Here is a 15257-nt window from a genome sequence, read left to right as displayed (position 1 = left end):
CCTCACATACGGAAGACGCCGAAGTTGTCGGTGCCTTCGATCGGGGCGGTGGCGATGGCCGACAGGCACATTCCCACCACGGTGCGGGTGTCTCGGGGATCGATGACGCCGTCGTCGTACAGACGACCCGACAGGAACATCGGGAGTGACTCGGCCTCGATCTGGTTCTCGATCATCGCGCGCATGCCGGCATCGGCCTGCTCGTCGAATACCTGGCCGCGCGCCTCGGCAGCAGCGCGTCCCACGATGGAGATGACGCCGGCGAGCTGCGCACCGCCCATGACGGCGGACTTGGAACTGGGCCACGCAAAGAGGAACCGCGGATCGAACGCGCGTCCGCACATACCGTAGTGACCGGCGCCGTAGGACGCTCCGAGCAGGATCGAGATGTGCGGAACCTTGGAGTTGGCAACCGCATTGATCATCATCGATCCGTGCTTGATCATGCCGCCCTCCTCGTATTCCTTACCCACCATGTACCCGGTGGTGTTGTGCAGGAACAGCAACGGCGTGTTGGAACGATTGGCGAGCTGGATGAACTGCGTGGCCTTCTGTGATTCCTCACTGAAGAGCACTCCACGTGCGTTCGCCAGGATGCCGATCGGGTAGCCGTTGAGCTCGGCCCACCCGGTCACGAGGGAGGAACCGTAGAGCGGCTTGAACTCGTCGAAGTCGGAACCGTCGACGATACGGGCGATGACCTCACGCGGATCGAACGGGATCTTAAGGTCGGCCGGAACGATGCCGAGCAACTCTTCCGGATCCTCGAGCGGTTCGATGATCTCCGCGCGCGGCGCCGGCCCCTTCTTGGTCCAGTTGAGCCGCTTGACGATCGAGCGCCCGATGCGGATCGCGTCCTGCTCGTCGGCGGCGAAGTAGTCGGCCAACCCGGACTTGCGAGCGTGCATTTCGGCGCCGCCGAGTGCCTCGTCGTCGGATTCCTCACCGGTGGCCATCTTGACCAGCGGCGGGCCTGCGAGGAACACCTTGGAGCGTTCCTTGATCATCACGACGTGGTCGGACATGCCCGGGATGTACGCACCGCCGGCCGTCGAGTTACCGAAGACCAGTGCAATGGTGGGGATTCCGGCTGCGGACAGCTGAGTGAGGTCACGGAACATACGCCCGCCCGGGATGAACACCTCTTTCTGCGTCGGCAAGTCTGCGCCACCGGACTCTACGAGGGAGATCACCGGGAGGCGGTTCTGCATGGCGATGTCGTTGGCCCGGAATCCCTTACGCAGCGTCCACGGATTGCTGGTGCCGCCGCGCACGGTGGGATCGTTGGCGACGATCAGGCATTCGACACCTTCGACGACGCCGATACCGACCACAGTGCTGGCGCCGACCGGGAAGTCACTCCCCCACGCAGCGAGGGGACACAGTTCGAGGAACGGTGAATCCTGATCGAGCAGGAGTTCGATCCGCTCGCGTGCCAGGAGCTTTCCCCGCTTGTGGTGCCGCTCGGTGTACTTCTCGCCGCCACCCGCCAACGCCTTGGCGTGCTCGACCTCGATCTCGGCGAGCTTGGTGTTCATGGTCGAAGTTGCGGTCTTGTACACCTCGGAATTGGTGTCCAGTGTTGACCGGATGACACTCATGACTGATACCCCAATCGCTTGGCCGCGAGGCCGGTGAGGATTTCGGTGGTTCCGCCACCGATTCCCAGAATTCGCATGTCCCGGTACTGCCTCTCCACTTCGCTTTCCTGCATGTATCCGAGGCCGCCGAACAGCTGAACGGCTTGGTTCGCAACCCATTCGCCCGTCTCGACTGCCGTGTTCTTGGCGAAGCACACCTCGGCGATCAGATCGCCGTCACCGGCCATGTGCCGTTCGATCACCGAGTGCGTGTACACCTTGGCGACGTCGATCTTGCGGGCCATCTCGGTGACGGTGTTCTGCACGGCCTGCCGGCTGATCAGGGGGCGACCGAAAGTCTCGCGGGCGCGACACCATTCGAGGGTCAGCTCCAGGCAACGCTCTGCACTGGCATACGCCTGCGCGGCGAGAGCGACACGTTCGGAAACAAATGCCTGGGCGATCTGTGCGAAGCCGCTGTTCTCTGCGCCAACCAGATTCTCCACCGGAACCCGAGCGTCGACAAAGGACAGTTCCGCGGTATCGGATGCGCGCCAGCCCATCTTCTCGAGTTTGCGCGAGACGGTGAATCCCGGTGTGCCCTTCTCGATCACGAGCAGTGAGACACCACCCGCACCAGGGCCACCGGTGCGGACGGCGGTGACAACGAAGTCGGCGCGAACACCAGAGGTGATGAACGTCTTGGCCCCGTTTACGACGTAGTGATCACCGTCGCGCTTGGCCGTTGTCGTCAGGTGGCCGACGTCGCTGCCACCGCCGGGTTCGGTGATGGCGAGCGAGCCGATCTTGTCGCCGCGCAGGGTCGGCTTGACCCACTTCTCGATCTGCGCCTCGTCGCCGGCCGCGATCAGGTGCGGCACCGCGATGCCGCAGGTGAAGAGCGATGCGAACAGCCCGCCCGATGCACCTGCCTGATGCATCTCCTCACAGATCACGATGGAGTCGACGGCGTCGCCGCCCTCACCACCGGCCGATTCGGGTGCGCTGGCCCCGAGGAGTCCGAGAGCGCCTGCCTTGCGGTGCAATTCGCGCGGAATCTCGCCGTCTCGCTCCCACTGCGTCAGATGCGGCAGAATCTCCTGGTTCACGAATCCGCGTACGGTCTCGCGAAGCGCAAGCCTTTCCGGTGTGGTCCACACGGTCACCGTGAATCCTCTTTCTCGTCAGTTACGGGGAGTAGCGAAATCGGGATGTCGATGTGGCGCGAACGCAGCCATTCACCAATTCCCTTGGCCTGCGGATCGAACCGCGCCTGCGAGGCGACGCCCTGACCGAGAATTCCCTCGATCACGAAGTTGACGGCACGAAGGTGCGGAAGCTGGTAGCGAGTGACGTTCAGGTCTGCTGCTTCCGGTAGCAGTTCCTTGAGCATCTCGACGGTCAGTGTGTGCGCCAACCACTTCCACTGATCGTCCGTGCGAACCCAGACGCCGACGTTGGCATTTCCGCCCTTGTCGCCGCTACGGGCACCGGCGATCGTGCCGAGTGGTACTGAAAGCGACGTCTGTGGCGGCAACGGCTCCGGACGCTCCGGTTCGCCGACGGGTTCGAGGTCCTGCGTCAACGTGGACGGAGCGATGTCCACGCGCGTGCCGTCCGGCAGTACGGCCACGTGCGGCACCGATCCCGCGTCGACGTAGCCGGGGGTGAACACTCCGTACGGTTGGCCGTTGCTCGGCGGAGCCGTCAGCGAGAAGCCGGGGTAGCTGGCAAGTGCCATTTCCACCGCAACCGCGGAGAAAGGGCGACCGATCACCTTGGGGTCGGAATCGCGAACCACGCAGCGCAGCAACGCACTCGCGGTTTCCTCGGTGTCGGAATCCGGATGATCCGTGCGAGCGAGAGTCCAGACCAGTTCGGCGGGCTTCTTCGTCAGCCAGGATTCGAGCTGAGTCTTCGCCAGATCGGCCTTGGCCTCGATGTCGAGACCCGTGAGGATGAAGGTGGCCTCGTTACGGAACCCGGCCAGCGTGTTCAGGGAGACCTTGTACTGCGGCGGCGGAGCCTCGCCCGTGACGCCGCTGATCAACACCCGGTCCGGGCCTTCCTGGGTGAGCACTGCGTTGTCGATGCGGGTCGTCACGTCCGGGCCTGCATAGCGTCCACCGGTGATCTCGTACAGCAGCTGCGCCGTCACCGTGCCGACGCTCACCTCGCCGTCCGTTCCGGCGTGCTTGGTGATGACCGAGGTTCCGTCCGCGTTGATCTCGGCGATCGGGAAGCCAGGCCGGCCCAGATTGGGAATCTCTGTGAAGAACGCGTAGTTGCCGCCGGTGGCCTGGGTTCCGCACTCGATGACGTGGCCCGCCGCGACAGCACCGGCAAGCTGATCGAAATCATCTCGCTTCCAACCGAAATGGTGAGCGGCCGGACCGACGATCACCGACGCATCGGTGACCCGTCCGGTGACCACGACATCGGCGTCGGCCGACAATGCTTCGACGATGCCCCAGGCGCCGAGGTACGCATTGGCCGTCAGTGGGGAGCCGAGTCCGAGTTCGTCTGCCCGAGAGATCAAATCGTCGCCCTCGACGTGGGCGATCTTCGCGTTCAACCCCAGCTTGGTGTTGACCTCGCGCAACGCGTCGGCCAGTCCGGCGGGATTGAGACCGCCTGCATTCGCGACGATCTTCACCCCCTTGTCGAGCGCAAGGCCGAGCGTGTCCTCCACCTGCCGCAGGAACGTCTTCGCGTAGCCGAGCGACGGGTCCTTCATCCGATCCCGCCCGAGGATCAACATCGTCAGTTCGGCCAGGTAGTCGCCGGTCAGGTAGTCGAGTTCGCCGCCCTCGAGCATCTCGCGCATCGCCGAGACGCGGTCGCCGTAGAACCCGGAGCAGTTACCGATCCGTACCGAACTCATTTGCCCACCTTCGATGCTCGTCCCTCACCGCTGGATCCGACGGCGGCTCGTCCCTCACCGCTGGGTCCGGCAAAGGCCTGCGCGAACCCGAGCCACTCGTCCGCATCGGCACCCACGGCGACCAGATCGAGATCGGCGCGATTGGCACGCTGGGTGACCAGCAAGCAGAAGTCCAACGCCGGCCCGGTGACCTTCTGCGGCGCATCTTCCGGCCCCCAGGTCCAGAGCGACCCGTCCGGCGCGGTCAACTCAACCCGGAAATCGTCGGCGGGCGGCGTCTTCTCGTTGACCGAGTACGCGAAGTTTCGCGTCCGCACACCCAGGTGAGCGATGTTCTTGATGCGCGCCGTCGGAGCGCGTTCGACGCCGAGTGCGTCGGCAACGTCCTGCCCGTGCGCCCACGTCTCCATCAGTCGCGCGGTAGCCATGGAGACACCGCCCATGGGCGGGCCGTACCAGGGGAACTTGGTTCCGGCCGGGGCGGCGGTGAGCGCCTCGACGAGAGCGGTGCGCCCCGCTCGCCAATCGGCGAGCAACTCCGCCGGCTGGCGGGCCGCCTGTTCGGCAGCACCGTCGTCGACAAACCCTGCCGGGTTCACGAACGCCGCCTTCAACTGCTCCGCGAACCCGTCCGGGTCGGTGATCGCCAGGATCGCTGCACTGTCCGTCCAGTGCAGGTGCCCGATCTGATGTGCGATGGTCCACCCTTCCGCAGGCGTCATTGTCGCCCACTTCTCCTCGGGCAGATCCGCAACCAGGGCGTCGAGGCTCTCGCCTTCGGCCCGCAAGTCATCGATGAACGTCTGAAGTTCGGCCATGCGACCAGCATCACACTCACATCCATAAAAATCAAGCACGAATGATTGTTATTGCGAAATCCTGTGGTGAGAGACTGAGCTCAACTGCCATCGACAACCAGGAGCACCCATGAGCGACGCCGTACTGATCTCGCGAACCGGCGATGTGGTCACGTGGACCCTCAATCGCCCGGACACCCGCAATGCGATCTCCGAGATCGACATGATCGAGGCCCTCGAAGACGCAGTCACCGCGGTCAACCGAGATCAGAGTGTGCGCACGGTCATTCTGACGGGGGCCGGATCGGCCTTCTCCTCCGGCGGCAACGTCAAGCACATGCGAGACAAGGAGGGCATGTTCGGTGGCGCACCCGGCGAGATCCGCCAGGGCTACCGGCACGGCATCCAACGCATCCCGCTCGCGCTGTACACGTGTGAGGTGCCGACCATCGCGGCGGTCAACGGCCCGGCCATCGGAGCGGGCTGCGACCTCTCACTCATGTGCGACCTCCGCATCGCCTCGACCGCCGCAGTCTTCGCCGAGAGTTTCGTCAAGGTAGGACTCATTCCCGGCGACGGCGGAGCGTGGCTGCTCCCCCGCGCGATCGGCAACGCCCGCGCGGCCGAGATGGCGTTCACCGGTGAACCGATCGATGCTGCGAAGGCACTCGACTGGGGTCTGGTCTCGCAGGTGACCGAGCCCGAAGAATTGCTTTCCGCTGCGCACGCTTTGGCAGCTCGAGTAGCCGCCAATCCCCCGCAGGTACTCCGCATGACCAAAAAGCTCCTCCGCGAGGGCCAGCACCAGAGCCTCGAGAGCTTGCTCGAACTCTCGGCCGCCATGCAGTCGATCGCCCACCACACCCGAGATCACCACGAAGCCGTCGCCGCGATGCTCGAGCGTCGAAGTCCCGAGTTCACCGGAGAATGAAGGCCGGCAGTCAACTACTGCCGGTCGGAGCAGTCCTCACGTCGATACTGTCGCTCCAGTTCGGAGCGGCATTCGCGACGACACTGTTCTCGCAGATCGGGCCGGCCGGAGCCACGACGCTGCGGCTGACGATCGCCGCGATCATCCTCGGCGTCATCGTCCGCCCGCGATGGAGCAGATGGTCGAACCGGCAGCGCAAAGGCATCTTCGCGCTGGGCATCGCCCTCGCCGTGATGAACGGCGCCTTCTACCTCGCCCTCGACACGGTGCCCATCGGAACGGCCGTCACCATCGAGTTCCTCGGACCGCTCACCCTGGCCGCAGTTCTGTCTCGTCGGTGGGCCGACGGAGCATGGGTGCTGCTCGCCTTCGGCGGAGTGTTGCTGCTCGGGTTGGGCGATCACGGCGAATCCGGTTTGGACCCGATCGGGGTGATGTTCGCGTTGATCGCCGCTACTGCGTGGGCCGGATACATCGTGGCCGGTTCCCACCTGGCCGCGACGCTCCCGAGCGCCGACGGGTTGGCAGGCGCAAGCATCGTCGCGGCCGTATTGACGCTGCCCTTCGGCGTCGTCTCGGGCGGAAGTGAACTGCTGGATCCGACGATGCTCGCCGCAGGCGCAGCCGTCGCCGTCCTCTCGTCCGTCATCCCGTACAGCTTGGAAATGTGGGCGCTGCGCTCTCTAGCCAAGAAAGTCTTTGCCGTCCTCATCGCCCTCGAACCCGCAGCGGCCGCACTGGCCGGAGTCCTCGTGATCGGGCAAACGCTCGACGCGTTCGCACTCGTGGCCATCGCACTGGTGGTGGCCGCGGGCGTCGGCACAGTCGTCATGAATCGAAAACCCACAGCGAAGTAGTCCAGGTACCGTCAGAGCACGTCATTCCAACGCACAGGAGAACCATGACCAACCCGATAATCGCCACCGTTCTCGGTAACACCCCGCAGATCGACGAAAGTGCGTTCATCGCACCCAACGCCACCGTTGTCGGCGCGGTGACCATCGCTGCGGGAGCCAGCATCTGGTACGGCGCGGTCATCCGCGGCGACGCAGAATCGATCTCCATCGGCGCTGACACCAACATTCAGGACAACTGCACCGTGCACGCCGACCCGACGTTCCCCGCAGTGCTGGGCGAACGAATCTCGGTCGGCCACAACGCAGTGCTGCACGGGTGCACCGTCGAAGACGACGTTCTCGTCGGCATGGGTGCCGTGGTGCTCAACGGCGCACACATCGGCTCGGGGTCACTGATTGCAGCCGGCGCCGTCGTGTCTCAGGGGATGCAAATCCCGCCTGGATCACTGGTCGCCGGCGTGCCCGCCAAGGTCAAACGTGAACTCTCCGAAGGCGAAAAGGCCGGTATCACCGCCAACGGCGCCGGCTACATCATGCTCGCGAAGGCTCACCAGGACATCGAACAAGCCTGATCGAAACGACGCTCGCGGCCGGTAGCAGCAAGAGCAACGACTAGCCTCGGGGCCGCAACGTGCTGTTCGGCAACTCGGGTGCCGGGAGCGCCGGACCGTCGTATCCCGGCACGACGCCGAAACGCCGGTCCGGGACGCTGCCGTCGAATCCGGAGGCAAGCTCGGCCTGCCACTTGCGTCGATACTCGACGATCTCTTCGTGTGTACGGCCCATGAAGTTCCACCACATGATGACCTGCTCGCCCAACGGTTTCCCGCCGAGAAGTAGCAGTCGAGCCGGTTCGGATCCCGGATTGCGCAAAGTCAGTTTTCCGAAACCCGGTGCTTGATAACCCAACTCGGCCCAGCCGACAGTGGTACCACGCAGAACAACCGATCCTTGATCGACGATCACGCCGTGCTCATGTGAACGATCGACATCGAGGGCGATCTCGGCCCCAGGATCGAGAATCACCTCGGCACCGAGTAATTCGGTGAAGGTAGACACCGGAGACGTTTCACCGGCGAGCGAACCGAGGAACACACTGAGCGTGACACCATCGGTGGTCACCGGCTCCGGTCGATAGTGAACGAACGCGGGTGCGGTATCGCGCGCCGCATCCGGCAGCGCCACCCACAACTGCATCCCGTGCAGAACCTTCGTATTCGGCGTCGACACCTCGGAGTGCGCGATCCCACTCCCGGCCGTCATCAGATTCAGTTCACCCGGCCGTACCATCGCATGGGAACCGATGCTGTCACGGTGCTCGATCTCTCCGGTGAACAGCCAACTCACCGTCTGCAAACCGGTATGCGGATGCGGCGGCACATGCATGCCCGGTCCTGAGCCGACGTCATCCGGACCGTAATGATCTGCAAAACACCATCCCCCGATCAGCGAACGCTCGCGTTGCGGGAGGGTGCGTCGCACTCGCATGGCCCGCGGGCCACCGAGCGGTACGTCGCGCGGGGTGAGGATCTGAATCTCGCTCTCCGCCGGATGGCCTTCGCATTCCTGCTCGACGGGCTGCGCTTCGAGGTTGCTCATATCGTCCATCCTGCCTCCAGTCATGACTGCGCGAGACGCAGACGCGTGCACAATTCGGCCAACAGTCGAAGTTCATCCGCGTCCAGGGCCGGTCCGACGTGGCGGCGAATGCTCGCCGCATGACGGCGACCCACTGATTTCTGCAGCGCTGCACCCGTTTCGGTGAGTTGCACGATCGTCCCGCGGCGATCCTGTGGATCAACACTTCTCGTTACCAGACCTTCGCCCTCCAACCGTTCCACCAGGCGACTGAGCGAAGGCTGGCTCAGCAATATCTCCCGATTCAGGTCATGCAGGCGAAGGGAACTACTCGGCGCAAGACTCAGCGTGAACAGCACGTCGTACTCGCGCATCGACACCTGATCCCAGACGTCGTCGGCAGAGAGCCGCCGCATCACCGACACCTGGGCGCGAAACAAGGCTTCCCAGGCGTCGGTGGCGAGTTCGGTGGTGCTGACCGGAACCTCAGGCGGTTGCTCGTCAGGCAGTGACACTGCTTGCCTCACGAGCCGCCTTCATCGACGCGTGAGTGGGCGGGTTGTCCGGCACATGTGCTGGCCGCCTGGCCGCGAACTCACGGCGCAGAACCGGAACAACTTCCTCACCGAGCAGATCGAGCTGCTCGAGCACCGTCTTCAGCGGCAGTCCGGCGTGATCCATCAGGAACAGCTGGCGCTGGTAGTCACCGAAGAAATCGGCAAACGCCAACGTCTTCTCGATGACCTGTTCAGGGGAACCGACGGTCAGCGGCGTCTGCTCGGTGAACTCTTCGAGTGAGGGCCCGTGGCCGTACACCGGAGCATTGTCGAAATACGGACGGAATTCCTTGACCGCGTCCTGACTGTTCTTGCGCATGAAGACCTGACCACCGAGACCGACGATCGCCTGATCCGCGGACCCGTGGCCGTAATGCTCGTAACGCCGGCGGTAAAGATTGATCAGCTCGATGTAGTGCTCTTTCGGCCAGAAGATGTTGTTCGCGAAGAATCCGTCGCCGTGATACGCCGCGATCTCCGCGATCTCGGGGCTGCGGATCGAGCCGTGCCACACGAACGGCGCGACGCCGTCCAGCGGGCGCGGGGTGGACGTGAATCCCTGGAGTGGAGTGCGGTACTCCCCTTGCCAGTTCACGACCTCCTCGTCCCAGAGCCGGCGAAGAAGTTGATAGTTCTCGAGCGCCAACGGGATACCGGCGCGAATGTCCTTGCCGAACCACGGGTACACAGGCGCGGTGTTTCCGCGTCCCATCATCAGGTCGACGCGCCCCTCGGCGAGGTGTTGAAGCATCGCGTAATCCTCGGCGATCTTCACCGGGTCGTTGGTGGTGATCAGCGTCGTGGACGTGGAGAGCGTGATCTTCTCGGTCTGGGCCGCGATGTATCCGAGCATCGTGGTCGGAGATGACGGCACGAACGGCTTGTTGTGATGCTCGCCGGTCGCGAAGACGTCGAGACCGACTTCCTCGGCGTGCTTGGCGATGGTCGTCATGGCCTTGATGCGCTCGTGCTCTGTCGGGGTCTTACCCGTCGTGGGATCAGTGGTGACGTCACCGACCGTGAAGATTCCGAACTGCATGGTTGCTCCTCCGCGAACTAGATCCATGCGTTTGCATGTAACTGATCAAACATTCAACCATCCAGCTGTATTCCACGGCAAAAAGGTGAGGGCGGCACACAAGATGTGTGCCGCCCTCACCTGGACGAACGATCTACCGAAAAGCGGTCAGTGCATAACGATCGGCGTTGCCGTCTCGCCCTCGGCCACCGGCCTGGTGGTCTTGCTCCGCGGCAGGAAGAACGCCGGGATGAGGGTCAGGACGATAAGCACAGTGGCAACGAGGAAGGTGTTACCGAAGGCATCCGACGCCGCACTGAGAATCGAATTCGCAGCAGACTCCTGCGGACTTCCCGGTTCGGTCGGAATGTGCGAGGCCGCACCGACCATCGTCGTGTCGAGGCCACGATCGAGAAGCTGGTTGGTCAAGACCACCGACATCACGGCGGTACCGATCGAACCTGCGGTCTGCTGAACGATGTTCATCAGGGTGGAGCCGCGAGCAATCTGCTCGTTGGAGAGCGTCACGATAGCTGCGGTCATCAGCGGCATCATGGTGCAACCCATACCGAGGCCCATGACGAACAAGGCGCCCATCAGCAGCCACGTCGGGGAATCCGAGGCAACCTGTGTGAACACACCCAAACCGATGAGAATCAGCGGCAAACCGGTCAGGACGATCTTGCCCGGGCCGATCTTGTCGACCAGTCGACCAGCGATCGGCATGGTGACCATAGCGCCCAGACCCTGCGGAGCCATCAACAATCCGGCCGCGAGCGTGGTGTGACCGCCGACCTGGATGAAGTAGCTCGGGAACAGCAACCCGGCGCCCATGAAGGCGACGATGAACAGCGACGTCGTGATGACGGCGGTGGTCAACTGACGGTTCTTGAACAGGTGCAGGTCGATCAGCGGGTGATCCTTGTTGAGCGCGTGGAACACGAAGGCGATGATCAGCGCCAGACCGATACCGGCCGACACCAGAACCCGAGCGGACGCGACGGTTCCCACCTCAGGGATGGACGACACACCGAACAGGAACAGCGCCAGGCCGGGCGACAGCAGGATCATGCCGAGGAAGTCGAACGACTCCGAAGGCTTCGCCTTGTCGGACGGCAGAATGATGAATGCTGCTGCCAACGCGATGATGCCGATCGGCAGGTTGATCAGGAAGATCCAGTGCCAGCTCGCGGCCTCGATCAGCCAACCACCGAGGATCGGGCCACCGATGGGGCCGAGCAGCATCGGGATACCGAGAACTGCCATGACGCGACCGACGCGGTCCGGACCGGCGGCCCGGGTCATGATCGTCATACCGAGCGGCATCAACATGCCGCCGCCGAGACCCTGGAGCACGCGGAAGCCGATGAGCGAGGTGATGTCCCACGCCATCGCACAAGCGACCGAACCGAGTACGAACAGCACCAGGGCCGTCATGTACAGGCGCTTGGTGCCGAAACGGTCGGCAGCCCAACCGGTAACCGGAATGACCGTCGCCAAAGCGAGGGTGTAGGCCGTCATCGTCCACGCGACGGTGGCGTACGAAGTTTCGAAGTCCTCGGCAAAGGTGGTGAGCGCGACGCTCACCACGGTTACGTCGAGAATCGACATGATGGCGCCGAGCACCACCACGGAAGCGATCTTGAGGACCGCCCCGTCAAGTTTGTCGGACGCCGGTGCCGGCGCGTTCGGCGATGTCATCGCGAAGTCTCCTGGTTAAGTGCTCGCAGATAGTCACCCGCGAGAATGGGCTTGAGAGCCTCGAACAAACGAATCCGCTCTGGCTCAGGAACACGCGACGCGAATTCGCGAAGCTGGCCGCGCTTGCACTCGATGTGGTTGGTCGTCACCTTACGACCGGCCTCCGACAAGGAAACCCGCTTGACGCGTCGGTCCCGCTCGTCTTCACGGCGATCGACCAGACCCATATTCACGAGCTGATCGATGTTCCGCCCCGTAGCTGCCACCGAGAGCCGAAGCTCGTCGGCAACCTCGTTGATCGGGATCGCCGCATCACGTTGTGCAAGTACGAACAGCACACGCACCTGAGAGAACGAGAGATCCAGTTCGATCAACGCATCGATCGACTCCGAATCACCGGCGCTCATCAGGCGAGTGAACAACTCGTCGAGTGCTCCATACAGGTCATCAGAATCGGAAGCGATCACCTGGCAAATGGTAGTGCGGTTGCAACTATTGCCCAAATGAAAACATGTTGCAACTTATTATTTGGTGACCACCATCACGTTGCGAAGAATCATTCCTGCAGCAAGATGGCCTTTCCGAGAACTTTGCCGCTTTCGAGATCAGCCAGGGCAACTGCTGCGTCGGCAAGCGGATACCGTGCCTTGACCAGCGGACGCAAGCCGTTTAGGACGTGTTCTACCAGCGATGCGTGTACCTCGGCTACCGCCTCGGGATTGGTACGCGTGAACTCACCCCATGCCGCGCCGACAATGCTGATATTGCGAAACAGCACCCGGTTCACCTTTACCTCGGGAATACCGCCGCCGGCGAATCCGATCACCACGAGTCGTCCTTCTGGTGCCAGAACCCGGACCGCGTCGTCGAACGCATCGCCGCCCACCGGATCCACCACGATCTGAGCGCCGACGCCGTCGGTCAGTTCCCGAATCCGCTCTCCCCATCCCGGAGCCAGCGCGACCACCTCGTCGGCACCGAGCTCACGCAAGAAGTCATCGACGCCCTCGCGTCGTACCACGGCGATCACCCGGGCACCGTGCGCCTTGGCCAGCTGGATGGTTGCCGTTCCGACTCCGCCTGCAGCGCCCAGCACGACGACAGTCTCCCCCGCGACGATCTTCGCGCGACGAGCGAGCGCGAACTCCATCGTCTGATAGTTGATGATCAGCGAGGCCGCCTCGTCGAAGGCGAGTCCGTCCGGAATTCGGAGTACCTGCGCCGGGTTGACGGCAATCCGCTCTGCATACCCACCCAGATACGCGGCCGCGAGAACACGATCGCCCGGAGCGAAACCCGACCCTTCCGGCGCGGAGACCACGACGCCCGAGATCTCCGCGCCGGGAATGAACGGCGGTTCCGGGCGGATCTGATACTTGCCGTAGGTGATGAGCAGGTCCGGAAAGCAGACGCCACTTGCCTTCACATCGATGAGAACAAGACCTTCGGCTGCGGGCTCGGGAACCTCCTGCGCGACAATTCCTTCGGGACCGGACAGTTCCGTAACCACCATGGCGCGCACAGAAAGCTCCTCTTCGGGACATCTGAAGTCTGGACCGGTAACCCGGTTTTCTCGACTTTAACCCGGTACTCACGTCAGATCATCGTTCGCTCCCGATGTGCAGACGTTCGAGTCCGTCGAGAATCAGATCGAGACCGAAAGCGAATTCGGCGGCGTAGCTGTATCCCGGAGCAAGGACGTGCTTGGTGGTCAACTCGGCCAGGTGCGGATACTGACCGCTCTCGAACGAGCCCATGATCGCCTTCGCCAGTTCCGTCGTTTCCTGCGCTGTTTCGAACGGCAAGCTCACTTCTTGCAGCACGAAGCCGTAGATGTACGCATCCATGATCGAAAAGGCATGCGCAGCAAGGGCGACGGGAAAGTCGGCGGCGCGTAGCGTTCCGATGACGGCATCGTGGTGGCGCAGGGTCGCGGGACCAGGCGTCGTTCGGGACTCCATCAACGGAGTTGCCCACGGGTGCCTCCCCAACACTTCCCTTGTCGATACCGCTCGCACGTGAAGTTCCGTGCGCCACGGGCGTCCCGGCGTCGGCAGATCGATCTCCGCGAAGACCGCATCGACCATTCCGTCGAGCAGATCCCCTTTGTCCGAAACATGGTTGTACAGAGACATCGCTTCGACGCCCAGTTCGGTGCCCAGCTTCCGCATGGTCATCGAATCGATTCCGACGGAATCGGCAAGCGCGACAGCAGCGTGTACGACGTCGTCTCGGGTCAATCTTGCGCGCTTCTCCACGTTGACAGAACTTACACCGTAAGTGCAATACTTACGCTGTAAGTATTCGACGAACGGAGACTCGCATGCCGAAGGAACTGATGACCGCCGTCGTACAGGATCGCTACGGCGAGGCCGACGTTCTCTACGTCGACCACATTCCGCGCCCCACTGTCGCCGACAACGAAGTGCTGATACGCGTCGAGGCCGCGTCCGTCGACCGCGGGGCATGGCATCTCATGGCCGGACTGCCATATCCGTTGCGCCTCGCGGGTTTCGGGCTGCGCAGACCTAGGAACCGGGTACGCGGACTGGACGTATCCGGCCGAGTCGAGGCCGTCGGCAGTTCGGTGACCCGCGTGGCAGTCGGCCAGGAGGTATACGGGATCGCGGTCGGTTCGTTCGCGGAGTACGCACGCGCACTCGAGACGAAGATTGCCGCAAAACCTGCCCGGTTGTCGTTCGCACAAGCAGCAGCGGTGCCGGTCTCCGCCCTCACAGCGTTGCAAGCCGTGCGCGACCACGGCCGCGTGCAGGCGGGCCAATCCGTCCTCGTACTCGGCGCATCCGGTGGCGTCGGGATTTACGCGGTGCAGGTGGCAAAAGCCATGGGCGCTCACGTCACCGGCGTGTGCAGCACCTCGAAAACCGATACCGTCCGCTCCATCGGTGCCGACGAGGTTCTCGACTACCGCGTCGACGACGCCACCGACGGATCGCATCGGTACGACGTCATCATCGACACCGGCGGCAACCGCCGACTGCGAGATCTTCGACGGGCGCTCACACGCACTGGAACGCTGGTGATCGTCGGCGGCGAGAACGGCGGACGGTGGCTCGGCGGAACCGATCGCCAAATACGCGCACAGTGCTTGTCTCCGTTCATATCTCAGAAAATGGGCACCTTCATCGCTTCGGAGAACGCCGACGATCTGGAGGTCCTGACGCAGATGATCGACGCAGGTGACATCACCCCGGTGATCGACTCCGTTCATCCCCTTGCCGACACCGCCGTCGCCGTGGCACGAATGGTCGACGGCTCCGGCTGCGGAAAGCAGATAATCGCCACTCGCTGAAAAGCCTGACAGAATCGGCTCACTCCAGCGAACAGGAATCT

15 protein-coding genes are annotated in these 15257 nt (G+C 63.3%); 4 read left to right on the top strand and 11 right to left on the bottom strand.

Going from position 1 to position 15257, the window contains the following annotated elements; translation table 11 throughout:
• Positions 1 to 2: 2 nt before the first annotated feature.
• From R4P70_RS14515 to R4P70_RS14500, 4 genes are read right to left on the bottom strand one after another with little or no spacing between them, the layout of a single operon-like run.
• Entirely contained in the window at positions 3 to 1601 is a 1599-nt protein-coding gene (locus R4P70_RS14515; RefSeq protein ID WP_042921023.1) for an acyl-CoA carboxylase subunit beta, read from the bottom strand.
• Complete coding sequence (locus tag R4P70_RS14510; RefSeq protein WP_042921024.1) at positions 1598 to 2746, bottom strand: acyl-CoA dehydrogenase family protein; 1149 nt, start codon at positions 2744 to 2746, stop codon at positions 1598 to 1600. The genes R4P70_RS14515 and R4P70_RS14510 overlap by 4 nt, the downstream gene beginning before the upstream one ends.
• Positions 2743 to 4464 carry an acyclic terpene utilization AtuA family protein gene (locus R4P70_RS14505; RefSeq protein ID WP_047268913.1) on the bottom strand — a complete coding sequence of 574 codons (1722 nt, stop codon included), beginning with the start codon at positions 4462 to 4464 and terminating at the stop codon, positions 2743 to 2745. The genes R4P70_RS14510 and R4P70_RS14505 overlap by 4 nt, the downstream gene beginning before the upstream one ends.
• Positions 4461 to 5282 (bottom strand): TIGR03084 family metal-binding protein, encoded by an 822-nt coding sequence (locus R4P70_RS14500; RefSeq protein WP_003941918.1) that lies wholly within the window; start codon positions 5280 to 5282, stop codon positions 4461 to 4463. The genes R4P70_RS14505 and R4P70_RS14500 overlap by 4 nt, the downstream gene beginning before the upstream one ends.
• A 109-nt stretch (positions 5283 to 5391) precedes the next feature.
• On the opposite strand from R4P70_RS14500, the gene R4P70_RS14495 reads away from it, so the two are divergent.
• From R4P70_RS14495 to R4P70_RS14485, 3 genes are read left to right on the top strand one after another with little or no spacing between them, the layout of a single operon-like run.
• A complete protein-coding gene (locus tag R4P70_RS14495; protein WP_047268912.1) occupies positions 5392 to 6192 on the top strand; it encodes a crotonase/enoyl-CoA hydratase family protein in 801 nt (266 codons plus the stop codon).
• The gene (locus R4P70_RS14490) at positions 6189 to 7049 is read left to right on the top strand and encodes an EamA family transporter (protein ID WP_076948841.1); all 861 of its coding nucleotides are present in this window, start codon (positions 6189 to 6191) and stop codon (positions 7047 to 7049) included. Before R4P70_RS14495 ends, R4P70_RS14490 begins: the two co-directional genes overlap by 4 nt.
• A 44-nt stretch (positions 7050 to 7093) precedes the next feature.
• Positions 7094 to 7621 (top strand): gamma carbonic anhydrase family protein, encoded by a 528-nt coding sequence (locus R4P70_RS14485; protein ID WP_003941993.1) that lies wholly within the window; start codon positions 7094 to 7096, stop codon positions 7619 to 7621.
• A gap of 40 nt (positions 7622 to 7661) precedes the next feature.
• Here R4P70_RS14485 and R4P70_RS14480 read toward each other — a convergent pair whose 3' ends face one another.
• The 7 genes from R4P70_RS14480 to R4P70_RS14450 all read right to left on the bottom strand — a co-directional run bounded on the left by R4P70_RS14480 (position 7662) and on the right by R4P70_RS14450 (position 14161).
• The gene (locus R4P70_RS14480; protein WP_039972959.1) at positions 7662 to 8648 is read right to left on the bottom strand and encodes a pirin family protein; all 987 of its coding nucleotides are present in this window, start codon (positions 8646 to 8648) and stop codon (positions 7662 to 7664) included.
• 20 nt (positions 8649 to 8668) lie between these two features.
• Positions 8669 to 9142 (bottom strand): MarR family winged helix-turn-helix transcriptional regulator, encoded by a 474-nt coding sequence (locus tag R4P70_RS14475; protein ID WP_007728410.1) that lies wholly within the window; start codon positions 9140 to 9142, stop codon positions 8669 to 8671.
• The gene (locus R4P70_RS14470) at positions 9129 to 10223 is read right to left on the bottom strand and encodes an LLM class flavin-dependent oxidoreductase (protein ID WP_054187847.1); all 1095 of its coding nucleotides are present in this window, start codon (positions 10221 to 10223) and stop codon (positions 9129 to 9131) included. The genes R4P70_RS14475 and R4P70_RS14470 overlap by 14 nt, the downstream gene beginning before the upstream one ends.
• Positions 10224 to 10370: 147 nt before the next feature.
• Positions 10371 to 11903, bottom strand: a complete 1533-nt coding sequence (locus tag R4P70_RS14465; RefSeq protein WP_003942006.1) for a DHA2 family efflux MFS transporter permease subunit — start codon at positions 11901 to 11903, stop codon at positions 10371 to 10373.
• A complete protein-coding gene (locus R4P70_RS14460) occupies positions 11900 to 12370 on the bottom strand; it encodes a MarR family winged helix-turn-helix transcriptional regulator (RefSeq protein ID WP_003941890.1) in 471 nt (156 codons plus the stop codon). The genes R4P70_RS14465 and R4P70_RS14460 overlap by 4 nt, the downstream gene beginning before the upstream one ends.
• 89 nt (positions 12371 to 12459) lie before the next feature.
• On the bottom strand, positions 12460 to 13425 hold the full coding sequence (locus R4P70_RS14455; RefSeq protein ID WP_076948842.1) for an NADPH:quinone oxidoreductase family protein: 966 nt from the start codon (positions 13423 to 13425) through the stop codon (positions 12460 to 12462).
• A 79-nt stretch (positions 13426 to 13504) separates the two neighbouring features.
• Entirely contained in the window at positions 13505 to 14161 is a 657-nt protein-coding gene (locus R4P70_RS14450) for a TetR/AcrR family transcriptional regulator (RefSeq protein WP_039972951.1), read from the bottom strand.
• Positions 14162 to 14226: 65 nt separating this feature from the next.
• Here R4P70_RS14450 and R4P70_RS14445 point away from each other — a divergent pair, with 65 nt between their 5' ends.
• The gene (locus tag R4P70_RS14445; RefSeq protein ID WP_007728421.1) at positions 14227 to 15216 is read left to right on the top strand and encodes an NAD(P)-dependent alcohol dehydrogenase; all 990 of its coding nucleotides are present in this window, start codon (positions 14227 to 14229) and stop codon (positions 15214 to 15216) included.
• Positions 15217 to 15257 lie beyond the last annotated feature (41 nt).

Source organism: Rhodococcus sp. IEGM 1241 (genome assembly GCF_033142365.1).
GTDB classification, from domain to species: Bacteria; Actinomycetota; Actinomycetes; order Mycobacteriales; family Mycobacteriaceae; genus Rhodococcus_F; species Rhodococcus_F erythropolis.
This window is presented reverse-complemented; position numbering and strand designations above follow the sequence as displayed.